Below are 19,561 nucleotides of genomic sequence, written 5' to 3'. Positions count from 1 at the left end.
AGCCTGTGCGCGCTGAAGGGGAAAGGACAAGCCAGGGCATGCCCAGCGCCGTCTGTGATGCCCAAGCCCTTGACATGGAGCCAATCAAGGTGCTGAGGATAATCTACTTCTTGTAATGCCTCCAGCGGCCTGGTGAGAAATGCGGGCTAGCCACCTGGTCCCATCCCTCCGCGCTCACTCAGTCCCTTCGGAAAGACCATCTCGATGAACGGAAACTGGGCTGCCGTCGATATCGGCACCAATTCCATTCACCTGGTCGTCGCCAGGGCCAGAAACGGCAACCGGTTTGAGATCCTGGCCCAGGAGAAGGAGGTGGTGCGCCTGGGCTCGGGCTCCAAGGACATGAAATACCTGAAGCAGGATGCCATCGACCGTGGCATCGAAACGCTGAAGCGGTATCGACAAATTGCCGGGATCTCCAATGCCGAGGTCAGAGCGGTGGCCACCAGCGCCGTGCGGGAAGCCTTGAACCGCAACCTCTTTATCGACCGGGCCCGGAACGAAGCCGGCATCCGGGTCGAAGTCATCTCCGGTTTCGAGGAAGCCCGTCTCATCTACCTGGGCGTGCTGCAGGCCCTGCCCATTTTTGACAAGCAGACGCTGCTGGTCGACATCGGCGGTGGCAGCAGCGAGTTTCTGGTCGGCAAGCGCGGGCGGGTCCTGGGGGCCAGCAGCCTCAAGCTGGGAGCCATCCGCATCACCGATCGCTTCTTTCGGGCGGAAACCGTCTCGAGCCGAAAAATTCAGCAGTGTCGCGACTACCTCAAGTTTTATATGAACCCGATGGCGCGAGCCCTGCGCAAGTGGAAGCACGAGGTGGCCGTTGGAAGCTCCGGGACCATACTGAATCTGGCCCAGATGATTCAGATACAGCGCGGCGCCAATCCCACCCGTCAAATCAGCAACTTCAACTTTTCCGCTTCCGAGCTCTCGGAGTTGGTCAAGAGGTTGATTCGGGCCGACACCCTCAAAAAACGCCAAAAGATCGCCGGCCTCGATCCCAAGCGGATCGACATCATTCTGGGAGGTGCACTGATCCTGGAGCAGGCTTTTGCCGAGTTTCAGATCGGGTCGATGACCGTATCCGGCTTCGCCCTGAGAGAGGGGGTCATTCTCGACTCGATGCACAAGGCCGGCGGAGACCGCCTTCACTTGACGGATATCCGATATCGAGGAGTGGTTCACCTGGCCCAGGCTTGTGACTACGAGAAGGAACACGCCGACCAGGTCGCCCGACTCTCCCTGCAGTTGTTCGACCAACTGCGGGACCTGCACGGCCTGAACGATGAGCACCGGGAGTATCTGGAGGCCGCCGCTATCCTGCACAACGTGGGCCTCTTCATCTCCCACGCTCAACATCACCACCATTCCTACTACATCATCCGCAACTCGGAGTACCTGACCGGGTTTACCGACCGCGAGATCGAGTTGATCGCGCAGGTCGCCCGCTATCACCGCAAGAGCAATCCCAAGCTCAAACATGCCGAGTTTGCGCGCTTGAAGGGGGACGACCAGCAGATCGTCAGAAAACTGGCCGGAATCCTCCGGGTGGCCGACGGTTTGAATCGGACCCACGCCAGCCTGATCCGGTGTCTGTGGTGTGAGCGGCGAGGAACCAATCTGACCCTTCACCTGGAGACGGTCGACCGGCGGGAGGTGACATTGGAGATCTACACCGCCGAATCCCGTAAAGATCTACTGGAGCAGAGCTTGGGGGTCAACGTACGGTTTCTGGCAGAATCGGACCGGCAATAGTGCTGCCCGGGGAAGGGGCTCTGATTTGGCCCGCATTCCTCACCGGGCCGCTGAGCATACGGCAGCAAAGTGTTCATGTTTAACGTCTTGCAGCGCCTTGTTCTGAAGCCTACAGCCCACGGACCGTGCTGGGCGCGCCTTGGTGAGAAACGCGGGCTACGGCCGGGAATTCCTCACTGGCCAAAATCGTGGTCGCACGTGTATCATATTGCAAAGAGCGGGGTTCTCCCGCAATCCGTGGAGTAAGGAGTGACGATGCCGACCAAAAATTTCATCCTCAGCCTTCTGGCCGGGGTTTCAATTCTGTCTGCAACTGCCTTGGGCCAGAGTTCCAACGGAAAGGTGGCCGTGCTCAACTACTCGGCCGTAATCCGGCAGTCCAACGCCGGCAAGAAACTGTTCGCCGAGTTCGAGCAAAGGGTAAATGCCAAACGGACCGAGTTCGAGCAGAAGACCAACGAGATTTCCACCCTGCAGCGTCAGTTGGTCGAGCAGGCAGCCTCCCTGAATCCCGACGCCCAGCGTGCCCTGTCCAAGAATATCGACTCCAAGAACACTCAGCTGAAGCGGGCCCAGGAAGATGCTCAAAAAGAGTTCAACGAGATGCAGCAGCAGATCGTGCGGCAGATCGCCAGCCAACTGAGACCCGTGGTTGAAAAATATGCCCAGGACCAGAAAATTTCCTTGATCGTGAACTTTTCTCAGGAGGTTTTCTTCGTCAATCCCGCCATAGAGATCACTCAGGAGATCATCGAGCAGTTCGACAATTCTGCCTCCGGGTCCACTTCGGCCGCCCCATAGGCGGAGTTCTCCACTCCCGAGGCGACTCTCATGTCCGAGCGGCTCCGGCGCTCATCTCAGTCCCCGACTCGCTGGGTGACCACCGACATCCGGGTTCGCTATGCGGAAACGGACCAGATGGGAGTGGCTTACTACTCCAACTACCTGGTCTGGTTCGAGGTCGGGCGCTCCGAGGTGTGCAGGGACTGTGGGTTCTCCTACGCCGAAATGGAGGCCAAGACCCAGGCCTACCTGGCCGTGGCGGAAGCCCGCTGCCGTTACCACTCGCCTGCCCTTTACGATGAGGTCCTGCAAATTCGCACCGCCGTTGAATCCCTGCGCAAGCGGACCTTGAACTTTCGCTACGAGATTATCAAGAAGAACAGCGGCGTTCTGGTCGCCACGGGCAGCACCACCCATATTGTCCTGGACCGTAGCGGCAGACCGAAAACCCTCCCCGAGGAGTACGCCTCTCTGCTGAAGTCGTCGGCATAGGCCACCGCTCCGCCCCCCAGCTCGCACGGACCGCCGGGTGCACCATGAAAACGATCGTTGAATGTGTCCCCAACTTCAGCGAGGGCAGAGATCCGCGGGTGATCGACCGTATCGCCTCCGCTATCGACTCGGTTGCCGGCGTGGGGATTCTGCACCGCACCATGGATGCCGACCACCACCGCGCCGTCATTACTTTTGTGGGCGACAGCGAAGGCGTTGCCGAGGGAGCCTTGAGGGCGATAGGCAAAGCGGCTGAACTGATTGACCTCAATCGGCATTCCGGCGTCCACCCGCGCATCGGAGCCGCCGATGTGGTTCCCTTCGTCCCGGTCAGCAACGTGAATCTGCAGGATTGCGCGCTGATTGCTCAAGCCGTAGGCCAGGAAGCCTACCGCCGTTTCGGCATCCCGGTCTATCTCTACGGGGCCGCGGCCCTGCAACCTGAACGGACCCGGTTGGAAAACGTGCGCCGCGGCCAGTTTGAGGGGTTGCGTTCCGAGCTGGCCGGTCCGACCCAACGACTGCCCGACTTCGGTGGCCCCGGATGCCATCCCACTGCCGGGGCGACGGCTGTCGGCGCCCGCAAGTTCCTGGTCGCTTACAACGTCAACCTGGCGACCGCGGATATCTGTCCGGCCAGGCATATTGCCCGCAAGATCCGATCTTCCAGCGGCGGACTTCCCCATGTCAAGGCAATGGGAGTGCGCCTGAAGACCCGGGACCAGGTCCAAGTTTCCATTAACCTGACCGACTTCGAGATCAGCTCGATCCATAGGGTCTTCCAGGTCGTCTGCCAGGAGGCCGAGCGGCTGGGAACCCGGGTGTCGGACAGTGAAATCGTCGGACTGGTTCCGCAGCGAGCCTTGCCCCCCTCCTTCCAATCGTCGCTGCAACTGAAGGACTTCCGGCCCGATCTCGTCTTCGAGAATCGCCTGGCTGATTACTTGAAACAAACGCTGCGTCTCAGGAAGTCGTAGCTTTACGGCGTCGCGTTTGCCCCCACCGCATCAGCCTTCGCCTGCGGCTCGGCTTCTGCGACTCCCCCTCAAGGGGGGAGTGATAGAGTTCTACTGGAAGCCTTGTGCTGGCCTCAATCACTCCCCCCTTGAGGGGGAGTCGGTGAGACAAGGGCGCCAGCCCGCCGTCGAGCCGGTGAGGGCCTCAGTCTCCGAGGTTCGTAACAGGCTCTTGTCTTACTCTGTACGATCCGCCCGGGAGGGCGGGGAGGGCGGGGAGGGAACTTGTCGGAAACAAACGAAAAAAAAGTGGGTCACGAATGTGTTGGAGGGGGCTCAAGATCCAGCCTGAGCCAGGACGTATTCCATCAGCAGATTGTATTCCATCCGGACGACTTCCTGCAGGACCGCCGGTTGGGCCGACTCAGCCCGGGATGACCGCTCACACAGTTCCACCAATCGGGCGGGCTCCCAGCGCGGGCTTTCCACCAGGGTCCGCCAAGCCTCCGAGTTCCGCACTTTCATCGCCTCCCGAACCCGGGCTCTCAACCGGGCCTGGACAGGATGGGCTCCGGCGCGACGGAACCAGTAGAGGGCATTGCTGAAGTCGCCCTCGCTACGGTGCACCAGGGCATGCCAGTAGGATCCTTCCGAGGAAGAGTCCTGTTGGGTCAGACGGTGAGCCTCGTCCAGAAAACCGTATAGCCAGAGGGCTCCAGCCCGGACCAGGCGATCCGATCCCAGCTGAAGCACCTGGCGCCAGTCCGTGCCGCTCACCAGGCGGTAGATTTTGTCATCTCCCCTGGGCGGATTGACCGGCACCGGCAAGCCCTCGGGAGCGGGGTAGAAGAGATCTATCTTCATTGGAGACCTCGAAGAATCTCGGCCGGCCTATCGGAAGAATGCCGCTGCCGTGAACAGGAGCACACTGAGGAGCACCAGAGTCACGGCGAACTCCAGTTCAGGCCGTGTCGCATCGGGGTCGTCGCTGGAGATTGCCGGCTCCTGCTCGGGCTCCGCCCTGCGGCCAAACCAAAGGGAGGGGTCCCGAAATTTCGGCGCCAGCCAACCGATACCAGCCAGAATTCCAGCGTCAGCCCGCTCGAAAAGTTGGCTCACCCCGCCAACCAGACATCGACGAACCCAGCCTGCCGGTCGACGATAGAACCAATCGGTGTCCAGTGTCAACGTCGGCTGGCCGGCCAGCCTCGAGCGGAACCACCAGAAACCGAAAAAGGTCGCGGCGAGCAATTGAATGCTCTCCACCAGGTGAGGGATGGTGTAGGGCCGGTAGCTCGCACCGTAGGGCAGCTCAGCGTACAGCAGCGAGGGAAAGACTCCGAAGCCGATACAAAGCAGGGCCAACAACCCCATAGCCAGGTGCATGTTAATGGGAGGGCGCGACACTCCCGACTCTTGAGGGCTGCGGCCGAACCAGGTGAAATAGGGAAGCTTGAGACCGATCGAGAGAAACGTTCCCACCGATGCCAGGACCAGCAGCAGGTAGGCAGTCTGGTAACGGGCATCGAGGGCGGCGCTGACCACCATTGACTTGCTGATAAAGCCATTGAAGAGCGGAAAGCCCGAAATGGAGAAGGCGCCCACCATATAGAGCCACAGCGTGAGAGGCATCTTCCCGGCCAATCCTCCCAGTTCGGTAAGCCGACTCCTACCGGTCGCGTGCAGGACCATGCCGGCGCCCATGAACAGGAGAGCCTTGTAGAGGATATGGCTGAAGGCGTGGGCAACGGCACCGTTGAGAGCCAACGGCGTTCCGATACCGACTCCCGCAACCATGTATCCCACCTGGCTGATGATGTGGTAGGCCAGGATCTCGCGGATGTTGTTGGCCAGAACGGCGAATATGACCCCGTAGAGAGCCATGATGACTCCCAGCGTAATCAGAATCTCCCAACCCGGCGCGACTCGTGCAAGCAGGTAAACCGCCGACTTGGTGGTGAAAGCGCTCAGGAAGACCGCACCGGTCACGGTGGCCTTGGGATAGGCGTCGGAAAGCCAGGCGTGGAGCGGAGGAATGGCGGCGTTGACGGCAATACCCCCCAGGATCAGCCAGGAGGACAACCGACCGGCCTCCAGCAACTGAAGGGCAATGCCCCCGGTGGTTTGCACTTGGCCCAGGATCCCGGCCAGCAACAGGCTGCCTCCAAACAGGTGGACCAACAGATAACGCAGCCCCACCCCGGATCCCGTCCCCGGCCGGGACCAGATCAGAACCGTCGAGGAAACGGCAGTCAGTTCCCAGAAGAGGAAGAGGGTCAGCCAATCCCCGGAGAAGACCAGGCCCAGCGCGCTGCCGGCATAGAGCAAGGCGGCAAGCTGTTGGCGAACATCCCTGAGATGAAGGGCGAAAAGGCCCCCGGCGAAGCCGATCAGCGAGAAGACGATGCCGAAAATCCGGCTTAATCGGTCCACTTGCAGGACCGACAAACGGTATTCCAGGAACTCAACGGAAAAGCTGTGATCGGCGGAAAGGTTCCAGCACACCCCGAGGGCGGCCAACGGAAAGAGCGGAAGAACCTTCCCTCTGGCCGCAGGGGGAACCAGGGGCAGGACAACGACCCCCAGCAGCACCAGGAAAGCCGGATGCAGGATCAGCTCACTCGCCATCGTAGTAGTGCTCGTCCTTTTGCAGCCATTTGCGGCCCAGCAGCTTGGACCCGACAATGATTCCGATACAGCCGAGGAATCCCAGCCATCCATAAAGACCGGGGATATGCACCCACCAGTAAGAAGCCTCCGAGTGGTGATGGACAGCCACCCGTTCCAGAACCAGGGAAGCGATCATGACCACCGCCAGCGAAATCCAGTGCCACCGTTTCATGGAATTGAAGCCTCCAGGACCTGCGCGGCAATCTGCTGCGCCAGAGTGAAAAAGTGAAAGAACCGGTCCGGCATCAGGCCCAGCAATACCGACAAACCGGCAGCCAGGATCAAGGGGGCTACCATCCAGGCGGACGCCTCCCCGATGGACCTGAAGTTTTCGGACTGCTTGAAGAAGGCCCGGTAGACGATGGGCACGAAGTAGCCGGCATTGAGCAGACCGCTGATCAGCAGAATCGCTGCAACCGCGACGCTGCCTGCTTCCAAAGCGCCCAGCCCGAGGTACCACTTGCTGACAAAGCCATTGACCGGAGGCACCCCTGCAAGGCCCAGCGAGGCCAGGGCAAAAGCCCCCATGGTCCAGGGCATGGCCCGGCCGATGCCGTCCAGTTCACTGATCTTTTCCTTGTGAGCATTGACGTAAATGGCGCCGGCACAAAAGAAAAGGACGATCTTCATGGTGGCGTGGTTGGCAATGTGCAGCAGCCCGCCGATCAAACCGCTCGGCGAGAGAAGCCCGGCCCCCAGTACCACGTATGAGAGGTGGCCGACGGTGGAGTAGGCCAGGCGCCGTTTCAAGTTGTCCTCGGAAAAGGCCAGGCAGGAGGCTAGCAGAATGGTGCTGCCGGCAAGCCAGAGCATGACCTCATTGAGTCCGTATCGACTGAGCGTCTCCGGACCGAAGACGAAGCCCACCACTCGAAACACCCCGAAAACCCCCGATTTTACGACGGCCACGGCGTGAAGCAAGGCACTGACCGGGGTGGGGGCCGCCATGGCCGCGGGCAACCAGGCGTGCAGGGGCATGATGGCTGCCTTCACCCCCACTCCTGCCAGAAACATCCCGAACAGGATCTTGACCTCGACCGGTGACAGGTCCTCTAACGCGCGCAGGCCGCCCGCCTGAAATTCCAGGGTACCCGTCAACTGCAGCGTGGCGGCCATGGCGGCCACCAGCACCACCCCCGCCGTCAGCGTGAAGGCCAGATACTTGCGTCCGGCCGCGATCGCCTCAGGGGTTTGCTTGTGAATCACCAACGGATAGGTTGCAATGGTGAGGATTTCGAAAAAGATGACGAAAGTCAGCAGGTTGGCGGCGAAGGCCACGCCCAATGTCGCCGAAAGGCACAGGGCAAAGCTGGCAAAGTAGCGGGTCTGGTGCTTTTCCTTGAGACCCCGGACGTATCCGATGGAGTAGAACGAAGTCAATATCCAGAGACCGGAAGCGATCAGTGCGAAGAAAACCCCGAACGGGTCGGCCCGCAAGGTCAGGTCGATACCGGGTGAGATTTGAAACAGTCTAGTCTCGGCTGCCCTGCTCACCAGTACCGAGGGGAGAAGCGACAGCACCAGTGCGAACTTGGCGCCGGCGGCCAGCAGCGTCCAGAATTCCCTCAGGTTGGGACGGCGGGCGCTGATCCCGATCAACGGCACGCTTGCCGCGGAAACCAGGATCGCCAGCAGCGGTACGACCGATGGATAGGTCGACAAATCGTTCATGAAGGTTGGCTCTCGAGCGAAGCCATCGGCTTGCGCCCGCGATGCGTACTAGAGGCCTGGCGGAATCATGAGTTGAATCACCCGATTCACCAGGAAGGAACTCGCCAGGCCCAGTACCAGGAGACCTCCTGCCAGAACCAGCGTGGGAGCCAGCATGGAAAGCCTGACTTCCCTGCTTTCCACAACCTCCTGGACTCCGTCGGCGGCGGCGTGGTCCGACGACCCTTTTCGAAACGGGAGATACACCCTTTCAACGACTCTGAAGAAGTAGATGGCGTTCAGCAGTCCCCCCAGTAGAATGACAGCCACAAAAACCCAGTCGGAACCCTGGATGCCTCCCAACACCAGGTACCACTTGCTGAAAAATCCCGCCGTCGGCGGCAGCCCGATCATGGACAAGGCCGCAACCACAAGTGCGGCCATCGACCAGGGCATCTGACGGCTCAGTCGTTGGTCCATGTCCGCGATATTGGAATGGCCGACCCTCACCCGCAAATTGCCTGCGACCAGGAAGAGGGCGGCCTTCATAAAGGCATGATTCAGGATATGGAGCACCGCTCCGGTGAATCCCAGGGGATTGGCCATCCCCAGGCCCAGCCCGATATATCCGATCTGTGCGACGCTGCTGTAGGCCAGCATCCGTTTGAGTTCCTGCTGGGCCAGGGCCATGAGCGACCCGTAAAGAACTCCAGCCGCCGAGAGCCAGGCGATTACGGAGGCGACGGGCACCCTCTTCTCTACCTCGGCGGGGTCGAAGACAAAGAAAAGAACTCGAATGAGGATATAGGCGCCCACCTTGGTACCCAACGGCGCCAGCAGCGCCGAGGTGGCCGAGGACGCACTGGAATAGGCGTCCGGAAGCCAGAAGTGCAGCGGAAAGAGCGCCATCTTGAGGCCGATGCCGGTCACCATCAAAATCAATCCCGACAGCACGGGCGGCTGGTCGAGGATGTGGGGGAGGATTCGAGCCAGGTCGGCCATGTTCAGGGACCCGCTCATGACATAGATGAATCCGACGCCCAGCAGGTAGAAACCGGTTCCCACGCTACCCAGAATGAGGTAGCGATAGGCCGCTACCGGCGACCGCTTGTCCCCGATGGCGACCAGTCCGTAGCCCGCAAGAGAGCTGATCTCCAGGAAGACATAGAGATTGAAGAGGTCTCCGGTCGACAGGATTCCGCAGAACCCGGCCAGCAGCAGCAGCACCAGGCTGTAGTAGGGGACCCGCTTGTCCGGGTGCTCCACCGACGCCACGTGGCGGGCGTGAATCAACACCAGGCAGGAAACCACCGTCACCACCAGCGTCAGGAACGATGCCAGCGGATCCAACACCAACTCAATCCCGATGGGAGCTTCCCAGCCCCCCAGGGTGTAGGTGACCGGTCCGCCCTCGATCACCCTGAACAAGCCGAATCCCGCGATGGGAATGGACGCCAGAACCGCGGCCAACGCCAAGGGGTAGGCGGCGCCGGGAACCCGGACGCCAATCAGAGGTATCAGGAGAGCCAGAATGAGAAAGGTGAGCGGGACCAGCAGGGGCAGGTTGGCTTCAATCATCTCATTCGTTTCAACAACGAGTCTTCATCCAGGGTCCCGTATCGCCGAAAGATGCTGATGAGCAGCGCGAAACCCACTCCGGTGGTGGCCACGCTCACCACGATGGCCGTCAGCATCAAGGTGTGCGGCAGCGGATTGATGTAGTGAGCAGGGTCTACCGAACCCAACGCGGCGTCAATGACCGGAACGGTGGCCTTCTTCTTGGAAGCGATGGCGATGTAGAACAGGATGATGGACGTCTGGAAGATATTCATGCCCACCAGTTTCTTCACCAGGTTCCGCTTGGCCAGCATCCCGTAGAGCCCCACCAGCAGCAACAGAGAGATGATCCAGTACAGGTTGTGACCCGCGATAAACTCAATCTCCACCGGGCCCCTCCATGATGTCGTCATAAATGGCCACCAGCACCGCCATGACGGCCAGGCTCACTCCGACTTCGATCAGCAGAATCCCGGTGGAATGAAGCTCGGCCGGGCTCAGATCCGGAAGCGGCAAAAAGCCATATTCCAGGAACCGGCCACCCAGCAGGAGCGTGAGCAGGCCAGTGCCGGCAAAGATCATGGCTCCCAGGGCCCCCACCGGCGTGCCCCAGGATTTCCTGAATTTGAGTTCCGACCTCTCCGCACCCACCGAGAGCCGCAGCATCAGAATGCTGGCGGCCAGCAATGCCCCTCCCTGGAATCCTCCCCCGGGGCCGAAGTGGCCGTGAAAGATCACGTAGAGGGCAAACAACTGGATGAAGGGAGCCAGTAGCCGGCTGGCGGTAATCAGAATTGGATTTCTGGAACTGGAGGTCATGGGCTCCGTCTGAGAATCAAGTAGCACACCAGTCCGGCGGTCAAGACCACCACCGTCTCTCCCAGCGTGTCGAAGCCGCGGTAGTCCGCCAGAACCACGGTCACGATGTTGGGAGAGGCCGCATCCCCTTGGGCATGGCGAATGTAGTGGGCCGCCGCGACCGGCGAGCCCGCCCGGCTCCGCTCCCGGTGGCTGGGCCCGTCGGGATCGCCGTGGCCGGGCAGACCGGATGAGGCATAGAGCAGCAAGGCGCCAAACAGGACCAACGCGATCAGGGAGATCTTTCTCAATCGATGCTCCGGCGGGAAGTATGGAAAAGGACCACGATGAACAGCACTCCCGTGATGCCGGCGCCCACCACGGCTTCGGTAAAAGCCACGTCGACCGCCCCCATCACCAGGTAGATCAGGGCCGATATGAAACTGAAGACGGAAAGGGTCACCGCGGCCGCCAACAGGTTCTTCAAGCGAAGAGCAATCAGCGCTGAAGCCAGCAACAACAAGCCCAGGGCGGTCTCCAGTCCCCAATACATTACGGCTTCTCCCCTGTCTCACGCCGCGGGGCGCCACCGGGCTGTCGCCGCCAGTGGAAGCGTGCAGCCGCATTGACCAGCACATGAGACCCGATGGGGTAGGCCAAGGCCACAAAGACCAGGGCCGTGACCAGCTTGAGGCTTGTCAGCGTAAACCCCTCGAACACTGCCAGGCCTCCCACGGCCAGCAAGATGCCCAGGGTATCGTTCTTGCTGGTAGCGTGAGTTCGGCAGAAAATGTCCGGCAAGCGCAAAATTCCCACGCTGCCCACCAGCAGAAAGAAGCTCCCTGCGAAGACCATCGTCAATGCCAGCAGTTCTCTGAAGGTGCTCATCTTTCCTCGGGGTGGCTCTGGAAATATCTGGCCACGGCGACCAGACCGATGAAGTTCAGGATGGCGTAGGCCAGGGCAATGTCGACAAACAACTCGATCCGGCCGTAGAGAAAGCCGATCAGACAAACCAGCACCAGCGTCTTGGTGCCTATGGCGCTTGCACCCAGGAGCCGGTCAAATATGGTGGGTCCCTTCAACACGCGGTAGAAGGGCAAAGGAATGATGACGGACAGGACGATGGCGAGGTAGAGAAAGACGTCTTCCATCAATTTGCGGATGAGCCGTTCAGCTTGACCACTCGGACCTGGGTAACGACTTGTTCCCGAGGGCCATGGAAAATCCTGGAGACTCTCAGCGGCATGTCGCCGTGCACCAGGCCTTCCGCCGATGCCCGGGTCAGTGCGTGGACCACGAATTCGTTCCCCCGGATTCGGATCGTCACCGTTCCCGGAGTCAGGGTGATGGAGTTGCCGAGGATCACTCTGGCCGCCAGGTTGGGCAGATTCACCCGGAAGTGGACCAGGCAAGGCTCCACCGGCATCCTGGGGTGCAACACCAGGTAGGCCACCTGAATGCTGCCCAACAGGATCTCCCACCCCAGCCAGGGCAAATAGGCCAGCAGGGCCCAGTAGTTGGCCCGGTCCCAGGCAAAGGTATCGCCACTGTATAGTTGGGTCTGCTTGAGGGGAGCATTGATCCACATCACCAACAATACCGACCCCACGCCCAGCGCCAGGTGGAAGGGGTCGAAGCGGCCGCTGAGATGGAGCCACAAACCCATCAGCAACAAGGCTTCGATCACCAGCGCCCTCCCCGAGCGCACGCGTTTCAGACCTGTTCTCTTGGGACCCGCTGATTCGGTTGCCATGGATTCTGTAACGACAGGAGTTTCCCGTCGGGAAAGCGGGGCCCAATGGACGGCGCGTCCCTGCCGAAATCCGTCAAGAAACGGCAGCTTTGGCCCCTGAAAAACCGGGATATTATAGTCAAAAGCCTACGAAATGGACACCCAAGAGTCGGTGCCTGGAGGGCAAGAATATTGCCTTAGACCGGGTATGGCCATCGTGATAAGGTATGCCGCTTATGGTCTCCCCCAACGCCGTCATTTCGGTTCGGAAAGTCAGCAAGAACTTCCGTTCGGTCGTCGCCGTGGATGGCGCCTCGTTCGAGATCGGCAGCGGCGAAATCTTCGGCCTCCTGGGACCGAACGGAGCCGGCAAGACCACACTCATCCGCCTCATTCTCGACCTGATTCGGCCGGACGCCGGATCCATTCAAATCCAGGGGCAGCCCATTTCAGAGACCCACAAGAACCGCATCGGCTACCTGCCTGAAGAGCGCGGCCTCTATTTTCGACAAAGGGTGATGGCGGTTCTGGAATACCTTGGGTCGCTCAAGGGCGTCCCCATCGAGCGGGTCCGCAGCAATGCCCGCGATTGGCTCAAGAGACTGGAGATCGACGATTTACGGAACCGCCCGGTCCAGGAGCTCTCCAAGGGCAACCAGCAAAAGGTCCAATTCATCGCAACCGTTGTCTCCGACCCCGACATCCTCATCCTGGACGAACCCTTCACCGGGCTGGATCCCATCAACGTTCATCTGCTGGTCCGGTCCATTCGGGAACTGGCCGCCGAGGGAAAGACAGTGGTGCTGTCCGTGCACCAGATGTCGCTGGTGGAATCGCTGTGCCGCCGGGTCTTCATGATCGATCGGGGACGCCAGGTGCTCTATGGGGACCTCGAGGATATTCAGAACCGCTACTCCGAGCCTTCCTTCCTGGTGCACTCCGGGGCTGAATACCATAGGTGCGAGCTCATTGACCGTTTCACCCGCCACAACGCTGCAGCTACCGTTTACCTGAAGCAGGGAGTGGAAGCGGCAAAATTCCTCGGCTGGCTGGTGGAGTCGGGCGCCGAGATCGAATCGTTCCAGCGCACCAGAACCCCTCTCGACGAGATATTCATTCGGGTGGTGCGGGATAACTCATGAACAAGGTCTGGGCCATTGCCAAGCGAGAGTTCCTGGTGACCGTGACCCGCAAGGGTTACCTGTTCACACTGTTTGGACTGCCGCTGCTCATGATCGGCGGACTCTTGGCGGCCAGCATGCTGTCCCGGGAGAGCTTCCGCGATTCGCAAGCCAATCAAGGTCCGGCTGGTGTGGTTGACCGCGCCCGCGTTCTGGACTTCAGCTTGCAGGAAGTGACCCGCCCAACCGTTTCATCGAACCCGCTCCCGGTGCCCGGCGCCGGGGTTGACTCCAACCTGGTGGCCTATGACGATCTGGACAAGGCTCTGGCGGACCTCAAAAAGGGCGATCTCAGTGCTGTCTTCCTGCTGCAAGCCGACTATCTGCAGAGCGGCGACATCGTCGTCTACGCGGCTAAAAAGGGCATCTTCTCTCAGTTGACCCGAACCGGGCGGAGGCATTTGAGCGCACTGCTGCGAGCCAGCCTGGCCAGTGGGCGGCTGGAAGAAGAAGCCGTGGCCAGAATCCTGACACCGGGGCGATTCAAGGAAATGCAAGTCTCAAAACAGGGTCGGATCCAGCCTGAGGGCAACCTGCTGAAGCGAGTCGGGCGGTTCCTGGGACCCTTTATCATGTTTTTTCTCTTGACGATCTCCATCTTCATGTCTTCAGGTTACCTGCTCCAGGGCATTGCCGAGGAGAAGCAGAACCGGGTCATCGAGATCCTTCTTTCGTCGGTGACTCCCACCCAGCTCCTGATGGGCAAGATGATGGGCCTGGGCGCAGCCGGGCTGCTGCAGGTTGCCTTCTACGTGGTGCTGCTGGTGCTGCCTGCCAGCCTGATATTGACCCTGATGACCCTGTCTCCCGGACAGATTCTCTTGAGCCTGATGTACGTGATCCTCGGCTATCTCCTGTTTGCCGGCCTCATGGCGGGCACCGGCCTGTTGGGCAACTCTTCCCAGGAAAGCCAGCAGTTGTCGGTTGTCTGGACAATGACCAGCATGATTCCGATGTTTCTGCTCGCGTCTCTCATGCAGCAGCCCCATTCCTGGCTGGCCCGTTCCTTTTCGTTCTTCCCCTTGACGGCGCCGGTCACCATGCTGCTGCGGCTAAGCACCGACGAGGTCCCGCTGGTGGATGTGCTGGTCTCCACGGCAGTGCTGATTCTGGGGATATTCCTGGCCGTCAAGGGAGCCTCCCGGCTCTTTCGGACGGCTTCATTGATGTATGGCAAACGCCCCCGTGTGGGGGAGGTCTACCGCTGGCTCAAGGAGTCCTGAGCCAGGCGGGTACGAATACAGGTGAGGTAACTGCAATGAAAGCGATCGTGCTGAAGGATTTGGGTGGTCCCGAAAAGCTGCTGTGGGAAGAGGTCTCCGACCCGGTTCCCGGAGACGGCCAGGTGCTGGTCCGTCTGAAGGCGGCCGCGCTGAACCACCGCGACGCCTGGATCCGCAAGGGACTGTACGCCAACATTCAGCTTCCCACCATCCTGGGTTCGGACGGTTCAGGCGAAGTGGCCGGCGTGGGCTCCGGCGTATCCACCGACCTGCTGGGCCAGGCTGTGCTCATCAACCCCTGCCTGGACTGGGGACCGGAAATCAAGGCTCAAGGGCCGGGCATGCGCATTCTGGGGATGCCCGACAATGGCACCTATGCGCAGATGGTCGCCGTTCCGGCCGACAACATCCGTCCCAAGCCGGCCTACCTTTCCCTGGAGGAAGCGGCGGCGCTGCCGCTGGCCGGCATGACCGCCTACCGGGCCGTGGTCACCAGGGCCCAGGTGAGGTCCGGCGAAACGGTCCTGATAACCGGCGTGGGCGGAGGAGTGGCCTCCCTGGCCTTGCAGATCACCCATTGCCTGGGCGCCAGGACGTTCGTCACCTCGGGAAGCGACCACAAGATCGACCGCGCCCGCACCCTGGGGGCGGTCGGCGGCGTCAACTATCGGGACGAGCAGTGGGGCCGCAAGCTGCGCCGACTGCTGCAGGGTCGGCCGCTGGACGTGATCATCGACGGCAGCGGCGGCAGCGTCTTCGAGAGAGCGCTGGATCTGATCGGACCCGCCGGAAGAATCGTCACCTACGGCGCAACCCTGGGTGCCGCCCGGCAGATCGAGGTGAGGCGTATTTTCTGGAAGCAGGTGACGGTGATGGGGTCCACCATGGCCAGCCCGCAGGAGTTCGATGCCCTGGTTCAACTTTGCTCGGCCCACGGTTTGCGCCCGCCGATCGATAGGGTTTTTCCTCTAGAGGAGGCCGGGGAGGCTCATCGGCGGATGGAGGACGCCAAACAGTTCGGCAAGATCCTGCTGGGGATCTGATTCGCCGGTCCCGTCCCCGACGACGGGATGGATCATACAGAGTGCAACAGGGATGCCTCAGACGAGTGAAGAGTGGGGAGTGGACAGTGAAGAGCTACTTGATCGACACGCAAAGCATCTTGTCGGTCTCGGCGCAGTCCTTCAAATACGACTGGAATCGATCCATTAAGTGCCTTGTCGATCTCGGCAGGGTCCTTGAGAGAGTGCGAGTGGGTCATCAGGTGCTTGCCTGCTCCCAGCACCCTCCACTGACCACTCTCCACTCTTCACTCTCCACTATTCACTTTTCACCTGGGCGTGCCGCCGTCCCATAGGACGGGGCGGCTCATAAGGGGCGAAACAGGGGTGTTCCAGACAAGTCCGTCCGGTTTTCCTTCTCGGAAACAGGGCTGACCTGTTTCCGAAACGGGACACTAACCTCGGCGGTGGTTTCGATTTCGATTCCTGCGGGCTGGGGTTCTGGTAGGCTGCTTGCGGGTTGCGTCCGAGACAGGTTCGGATTCGGACAGGAAGACGACGGTTTGAAAACTGGCAATCTCGAACCGCCGGCGACATCCACCGTGCTGGCAGCCGACCATGTCGTCGATTCGGACCAGGTAGGACTGAGCCTTGCTGAACCGCCGGCGGTCCTCTGAAGAAGCGCCCCCGGGCAGGCGCTTCTTCTTGAGGCGCTGCCGCCAGCGCACCTCGTACTGATAGGTGCGGCCACAGAAGGGACAGGTCAGACTGGTGGGCTTTCTGACGTCCTTTTCATCGAAAAAGTCGCTCTCTCGCATGGCATCTTTTCTGTGGGTTACGGGCCGCCCAATTCGGCCCCGGCAGCTTCGATTTCAATTCCTTCACCCGGTGAAGGTCGGGCCGACCCACCCGAAACTCCGGCTGCGGTCCGAATCAAAGTATAATATGCGCCGGAGCGGGTCAACATGGCATTGGACATCGCTTCCATTCGCGCCCGAATGGCGGCGGGTTCGGGAAAGCGGTCCAACCACACGGCGATCTTGGGAATCTCGGGAGAGGACATGAAGGTAACACTGGCCTACGGAAAAAACGGACTCGATGTCGATTTTCCGGAACGGGGAGTCGAGGTCATCGAGCCCCGGTTCGTAAAGGGACTGGACGATGAAGCCGCCTCCCTTCTCCATGCGCTTCGCAACCCGGTGGCCGCGGCCCCGCTGCGCGAGCTGGCCACAGCCGATACCTCGGTGGCCATCATCTTTCCGGACCGCACGCGGGCCATGCCGAGCGACAGGGTACTGCCGATCGTGTTGTCCGAACTGGACCAGGTGCCAAAAGAAAACATCACCTTGATCAACGCCGTAGGCACCCACCGGTCCAACACGCCCCAGGAGCTGGAGGCCATGCTGGGGCGCGAGATCCTCGACAAATACCGCATCGTGCAGCACCAACCTCGGGATCGTTCCAGCATGGTTCATCTCGGCGCCAGCCGATACGGCAACCAGGTCTGGGTCAACAAGGATTTCGTACAGGCCCGGCTCAAAATCCTGACGGGATTCATCGAGCCCCATCTATTTGCGGGATTCTCGGGGGGACCCAAGGCGGTGTTGCTGGGGGTGGGCGCCTTCGAGAGCATCCTGCGCAACCACTCGGCTCCAATGATCGACAACCCCAACGCCACCTGGGGAGAAACCGCCAACAACCCCATCTACCGGGAGATGTCGGAAATTGCCGCCCTGGTCCGGCCGGACTTCATTGTCAACGTCACTCTCAACAAGGACCGGGAAATCACCGGTGTCTTCGTGGGAGACTGGAAGGAAGCTCACGACGAGGGATGCCGGTTTGCACGAGAATCGGTCATGCGACCGGTGGAGCAACCCTTCGATGTGGTGGTGACCACCAATTCGGGGTTCCCCCTGGATCTCAATCTCTACCAGGCCGTCAAGGGCATGTCGGCCGCCGCCCGCATCGTCAAGCAGGGTGGAACCATTATCATGGCTTCGGAGTGCTGCGACGGCCTGCCTTCGGAGGGTCCCTTCGGCCAATTGCTGCGCTCAGGACAGTCTCCCGCCGAGGTGCTCTCCAACATTCACAACCACACCGAGACCATCCAGGATCAGTGGCAGGTTCAGATCCTGGCCAAAATCCTGATGAAGTCGCAGGTCTACCTCTATTCCACCCTGCCGGAGTCCGAGGTTCTGGCAGCGCACCTCAAACCTGTTCGTGACATCGGCGGCCTGGTGAGGCGGCTGCAGGCGGACTCGGGCCCGAACTGCCGCGTGGCCGTGCTCCCCGAAGGCCCCCAGACCGTCCCCTACGTCACTGAGAAGGTCCTCTCCCACGCCTGACGAGGATTGGACCGCCTACTTCATGCCCGCGATTCGCTGAATGAAGGAATAGCCCATCACTAGGGCCATGACCAGGGCTGAGATCCACAGGGCCAGGGTCAGCCATGCACCGGGTAGGACCTCTTTCGGCATGTGACGGTAGCGCAGGTAGACCGTGTAGAAGGCAATGACAGGCAACATGATGGCCTGGGCCGCTCCACCGATGATGACCATCATCACCGGCGCCTGCAGAAACATGAAATAGATGGAGGGGACGAAAAGAAGGATGACCACGAAGAGGCGCGTCACCCGGAGCCGTTTGGCGTAGTCGGTCTTGTCGTAGAGCTTGAGGATTCCGGCAAAATCGGCAAACACCCGGCTGTGCGCGGCCGTGGCGGCGAAGATGGTGGAATAGAGGACGGCGAAAGCACCGACCAGGAAGAGCGGCAACGACCAGGGCCCCATGGTTTCGGTGTACATGGTGGAAAGGACCTGAACCATCTCGGAGCCTTGGGGCAGGAGGCCCCGTCCGTGCAGGATTCCCGCTCCCAGAAAGTAGAAGGCCACCGTGGCAAAGGTGTAGATGACCATGGAATTGCCGACATCCACTCCCATGACCCGAATCCATCCGCCGGCTCTCTCCCGCCAGGCCGAGCCGCCGTCTCGAGGGCCGCTGTAACGGGCATACCCTTTCTCCAGGCACCAGTAGGGATAGGCCACCAACTCGGTGGCTCCCACTCCGGTGATGCCGAATGCGGCCACGGCGGTGATGAGTCCCCCTTCCGGAAGCTGGAACGACAATCCCGAAACGACCTGGGACCAGGAAAAGTACTGGGGCAGCTTGAACATCAGGAAGGCACAGCTGACAGTCAGAACGGTAAAACAGACCACCAGTCCCATGGAGACTCTCTCCACCACCCAGTAGCGTCCGCCGATGAGCAGGATTACCGTCACCAGGTTCACCACCCACACCCAGACACCGATGGGAACGGCGGGAACCAGCCGGTTGAGCACCTCGGAAACGCCCCCCAGCATCCCGCCCACCTGCAAGAGCGTAAACATGACCATCAGGAACCAGGCCCAGACCAGCCAGGAGGCTCGCAGACGCGGACCCGGCGCCCGGTCGAAGGCCTCCAGTGTGGTTTCGCCGGTCCCAATGGAGTAGCGGCCCAGCTCGTTTTGAACCACCACCTTGATGAAGCAGCTCAGAATGATCAGCCACAGCAGCGTGTAGCCGACCTCGGCTCCCAGCACGGTGGTGGCGATCAACTCGCCCGAGCCCACGATGCCGCTGGCCAGAATCAGGCCGGGACCGATCCGGCGAAGAATACTGGTATAGGTCCGTGGGGGATCCTCGATGTTTTCGGGACGAAGCTGGTAGGGATCGGAGAGGTTCTGGGTGGTCATGGGACGAAGGGCATGCTATCCCAGGCGGC

The 19,561-nt window shown here is 60.8% G+C and carries 22 protein-coding genes; 8 read left to right on the top strand and 14 right to left on the bottom strand.

From position 1 onward, the window contains the following. Positions 1-204: 204 nt before the first annotated feature. The 4 genes from OXI69_06650 to ftcD all read left to right on the top strand — a co-directional run bounded on the left by OXI69_06650 (position 205) and on the right by ftcD (position 4,007). Entirely contained in the window at positions 205-1,755 is a 1,551-nt protein-coding gene (locus OXI69_06650; protein MDE2665812.1) for a Ppx/GppA phosphatase family protein, read from the top strand. Between the two features lie 255 nt (positions 1,756-2,010). Then, a complete protein-coding gene (locus OXI69_06645; GenBank protein MDE2665811.1) occupies positions 2,011-2,556 on the top strand; it encodes an OmpH family outer membrane protein in 546 nt (181 codons plus the stop codon). 30 nt (positions 2,557-2,586) lie between these two features. Next, positions 2,587-3,030, top strand: a complete 444-nt coding sequence (locus OXI69_06640; GenBank protein ID MDE2665810.1) for a thioesterase family protein — start codon at positions 2,587-2,589, stop codon at positions 3,028-3,030. A gap of 44 nt (positions 3,031-3,074) precedes the next feature. Next, positions 3,075-4,007: a glutamate formimidoyltransferase gene (gene ftcD, locus OXI69_06635; GenBank protein ID MDE2665809.1), complete on the top strand. Its 933-nt coding sequence runs from the start codon at positions 3,075-3,077 to the stop codon at positions 4,005-4,007. A 315-nt stretch (positions 4,008-4,322) separates the two neighbouring features. On the opposite strand, the gene OXI69_06630 is transcribed toward ftcD, so the two are convergent. Genes OXI69_06630 through OXI69_06575 form a run of 12 tightly spaced genes read right to left on the bottom strand, consistent with a single transcriptional unit; the run spans position 4,323 to position 12,417 of the window. Further along, complete coding sequence (locus tag OXI69_06630; protein MDE2665808.1) at positions 4,323-4,850, bottom strand: hypothetical protein; 528 nt, start codon at positions 4,848-4,850, stop codon at positions 4,323-4,325. A 27-nt stretch (positions 4,851-4,877) separates the two neighbouring features. Further along, on the bottom strand, positions 4,878-6,614 hold the full coding sequence (locus OXI69_06625) for a Na(+)/H(+) antiporter subunit D (GenBank protein MDE2665807.1): 1,737 nt from the start codon (positions 6,612-6,614) through the stop codon (positions 4,878-4,880). After that, complete coding sequence (locus tag OXI69_06620; protein MDE2665806.1) at positions 6,604-6,828, bottom strand: hypothetical protein; 225 nt, start codon at positions 6,826-6,828, stop codon at positions 6,604-6,606. The genes OXI69_06625 and OXI69_06620 overlap by 11 nt, the downstream gene beginning before the upstream one ends. Beyond that, entirely contained in the window at positions 6,825-8,327 is a 1,503-nt protein-coding gene (locus tag OXI69_06615; GenBank protein MDE2665805.1) for a monovalent cation/H+ antiporter subunit D family protein, read from the bottom strand. Before OXI69_06615 ends, OXI69_06620 begins: the two co-directional genes overlap by 4 nt. Positions 8,328-8,375: 48 nt before the next feature. After that, a complete protein-coding gene (locus OXI69_06610; GenBank protein MDE2665804.1) occupies positions 8,376-9,884 on the bottom strand; it encodes a monovalent cation/H+ antiporter subunit D family protein in 1,509 nt (502 codons plus the stop codon). Beyond that, positions 9,881-10,252 carry a cation:proton antiporter subunit C gene (locus tag OXI69_06605; GenBank protein MDE2665803.1) on the bottom strand — a complete coding sequence of 124 codons (372 nt, stop codon included), beginning with the start codon at positions 10,250-10,252 and terminating at the stop codon, positions 9,881-9,883. Before OXI69_06605 ends, OXI69_06610 begins: the two co-directional genes overlap by 4 nt. Further along, a complete protein-coding gene (locus OXI69_06600) occupies positions 10,242-10,682 on the bottom strand; it encodes a sodium:proton antiporter (GenBank protein MDE2665802.1) in 441 nt (146 codons plus the stop codon). The genes OXI69_06605 and OXI69_06600 overlap by 11 nt, the downstream gene beginning before the upstream one ends. Continuing rightward, entirely contained in the window at positions 10,679-10,972 is a 294-nt protein-coding gene (locus tag OXI69_06595) for a hypothetical protein (protein MDE2665801.1), read from the bottom strand. The genes OXI69_06600 and OXI69_06595 overlap by 4 nt, the downstream gene beginning before the upstream one ends. Beyond that, complete coding sequence (locus OXI69_06590) at positions 10,969-11,214, bottom strand: DUF4040 domain-containing protein (GenBank protein ID MDE2665800.1); 246 nt, start codon at positions 11,212-11,214, stop codon at positions 10,969-10,971. Before OXI69_06590 ends, OXI69_06595 begins: the two co-directional genes overlap by 4 nt. Then, entirely contained in the window at positions 11,214-11,549 is a 336-nt protein-coding gene (locus tag OXI69_06585) for a monovalent cation/H(+) antiporter subunit G (GenBank protein ID MDE2665799.1), read from the bottom strand. Before OXI69_06585 ends, OXI69_06590 begins: the two co-directional genes overlap by 1 nt. Then, entirely contained in the window at positions 11,546-11,815 is a 270-nt protein-coding gene (locus OXI69_06580) for a monovalent cation/H+ antiporter complex subunit F (protein ID MDE2665798.1), read from the bottom strand. The genes OXI69_06585 and OXI69_06580 overlap by 4 nt, the downstream gene beginning before the upstream one ends. Further along, entirely contained in the window at positions 11,815-12,417 is a 603-nt protein-coding gene (locus OXI69_06575; protein MDE2665797.1) for a Na+/H+ antiporter subunit E, read from the bottom strand. The genes OXI69_06580 and OXI69_06575 overlap by 1 nt, the downstream gene beginning before the upstream one ends. A gap of 206 nt (positions 12,418-12,623) precedes the next feature. Between OXI69_06575 and OXI69_06570 the strand changes: the two genes are divergently transcribed. Genes OXI69_06570 through OXI69_06560 form a run of 3 tightly spaced genes read left to right on the top strand, consistent with a single transcriptional unit; the run spans position 12,624 to position 15,843 of the window. Next, complete coding sequence (locus OXI69_06570) at positions 12,624-13,538, top strand: ATP-binding cassette domain-containing protein (protein MDE2665796.1); 915 nt, start codon at positions 12,624-12,626, stop codon at positions 13,536-13,538. Then, on the top strand, positions 13,535-14,800 hold the full coding sequence (locus OXI69_06565; protein MDE2665795.1) for an ABC transporter permease: 1,266 nt from the start codon (positions 13,535-13,537) through the stop codon (positions 14,798-14,800). Before OXI69_06570 ends, OXI69_06565 begins: the two co-directional genes overlap by 4 nt. Positions 14,801-14,835: 35 nt before the next feature. Beyond that, a complete protein-coding gene (locus tag OXI69_06560; GenBank protein MDE2665794.1) occupies positions 14,836-15,843 on the top strand; it encodes a zinc-binding dehydrogenase in 1,008 nt (335 codons plus the stop codon). Positions 15,844-16,256: 413 nt separating this feature from the next. Here the strand turns inward: OXI69_06560 and OXI69_06555 are convergent, their stop codons facing one another. Next, entirely contained in the window at positions 16,257-16,619 is a 363-nt protein-coding gene (locus tag OXI69_06555) for a hypothetical protein (GenBank protein ID MDE2665793.1), read from the bottom strand. Positions 16,620-16,766: 147 nt separating this feature from the next. Here OXI69_06555 and larA point away from each other — a divergent pair, with 147 nt between their 5' ends. Further along, complete coding sequence (gene larA / locus OXI69_06550) at positions 16,767-18,146, top strand: nickel-dependent lactate racemase (GenBank protein MDE2665792.1); 1,380 nt, start codon at positions 16,767-16,769, stop codon at positions 18,144-18,146. 15 nt (positions 18,147-18,161) lie between these two features. On the opposite strand, the gene OXI69_06545 is transcribed toward larA, so the two are convergent. Next, positions 18,162-19,532: an Nramp family divalent metal transporter gene (locus tag OXI69_06545; GenBank protein MDE2665791.1), complete on the bottom strand. Its 1,371-nt coding sequence runs from the start codon at positions 19,530-19,532 to the stop codon at positions 18,162-18,164. Between the last annotated feature and the right edge of the window lie 29 nt (positions 19,533-19,561).

Source organism: Acidobacteriota bacterium (assembly GCA_028875575.1).
GTDB lineage: Bacteria > Acidobacteriota > Terriglobia > Versatilivoradales > Versatilivoraceae > Versatilivorator.
This window is presented reverse-complemented; position numbering and strand designations above follow the sequence as displayed.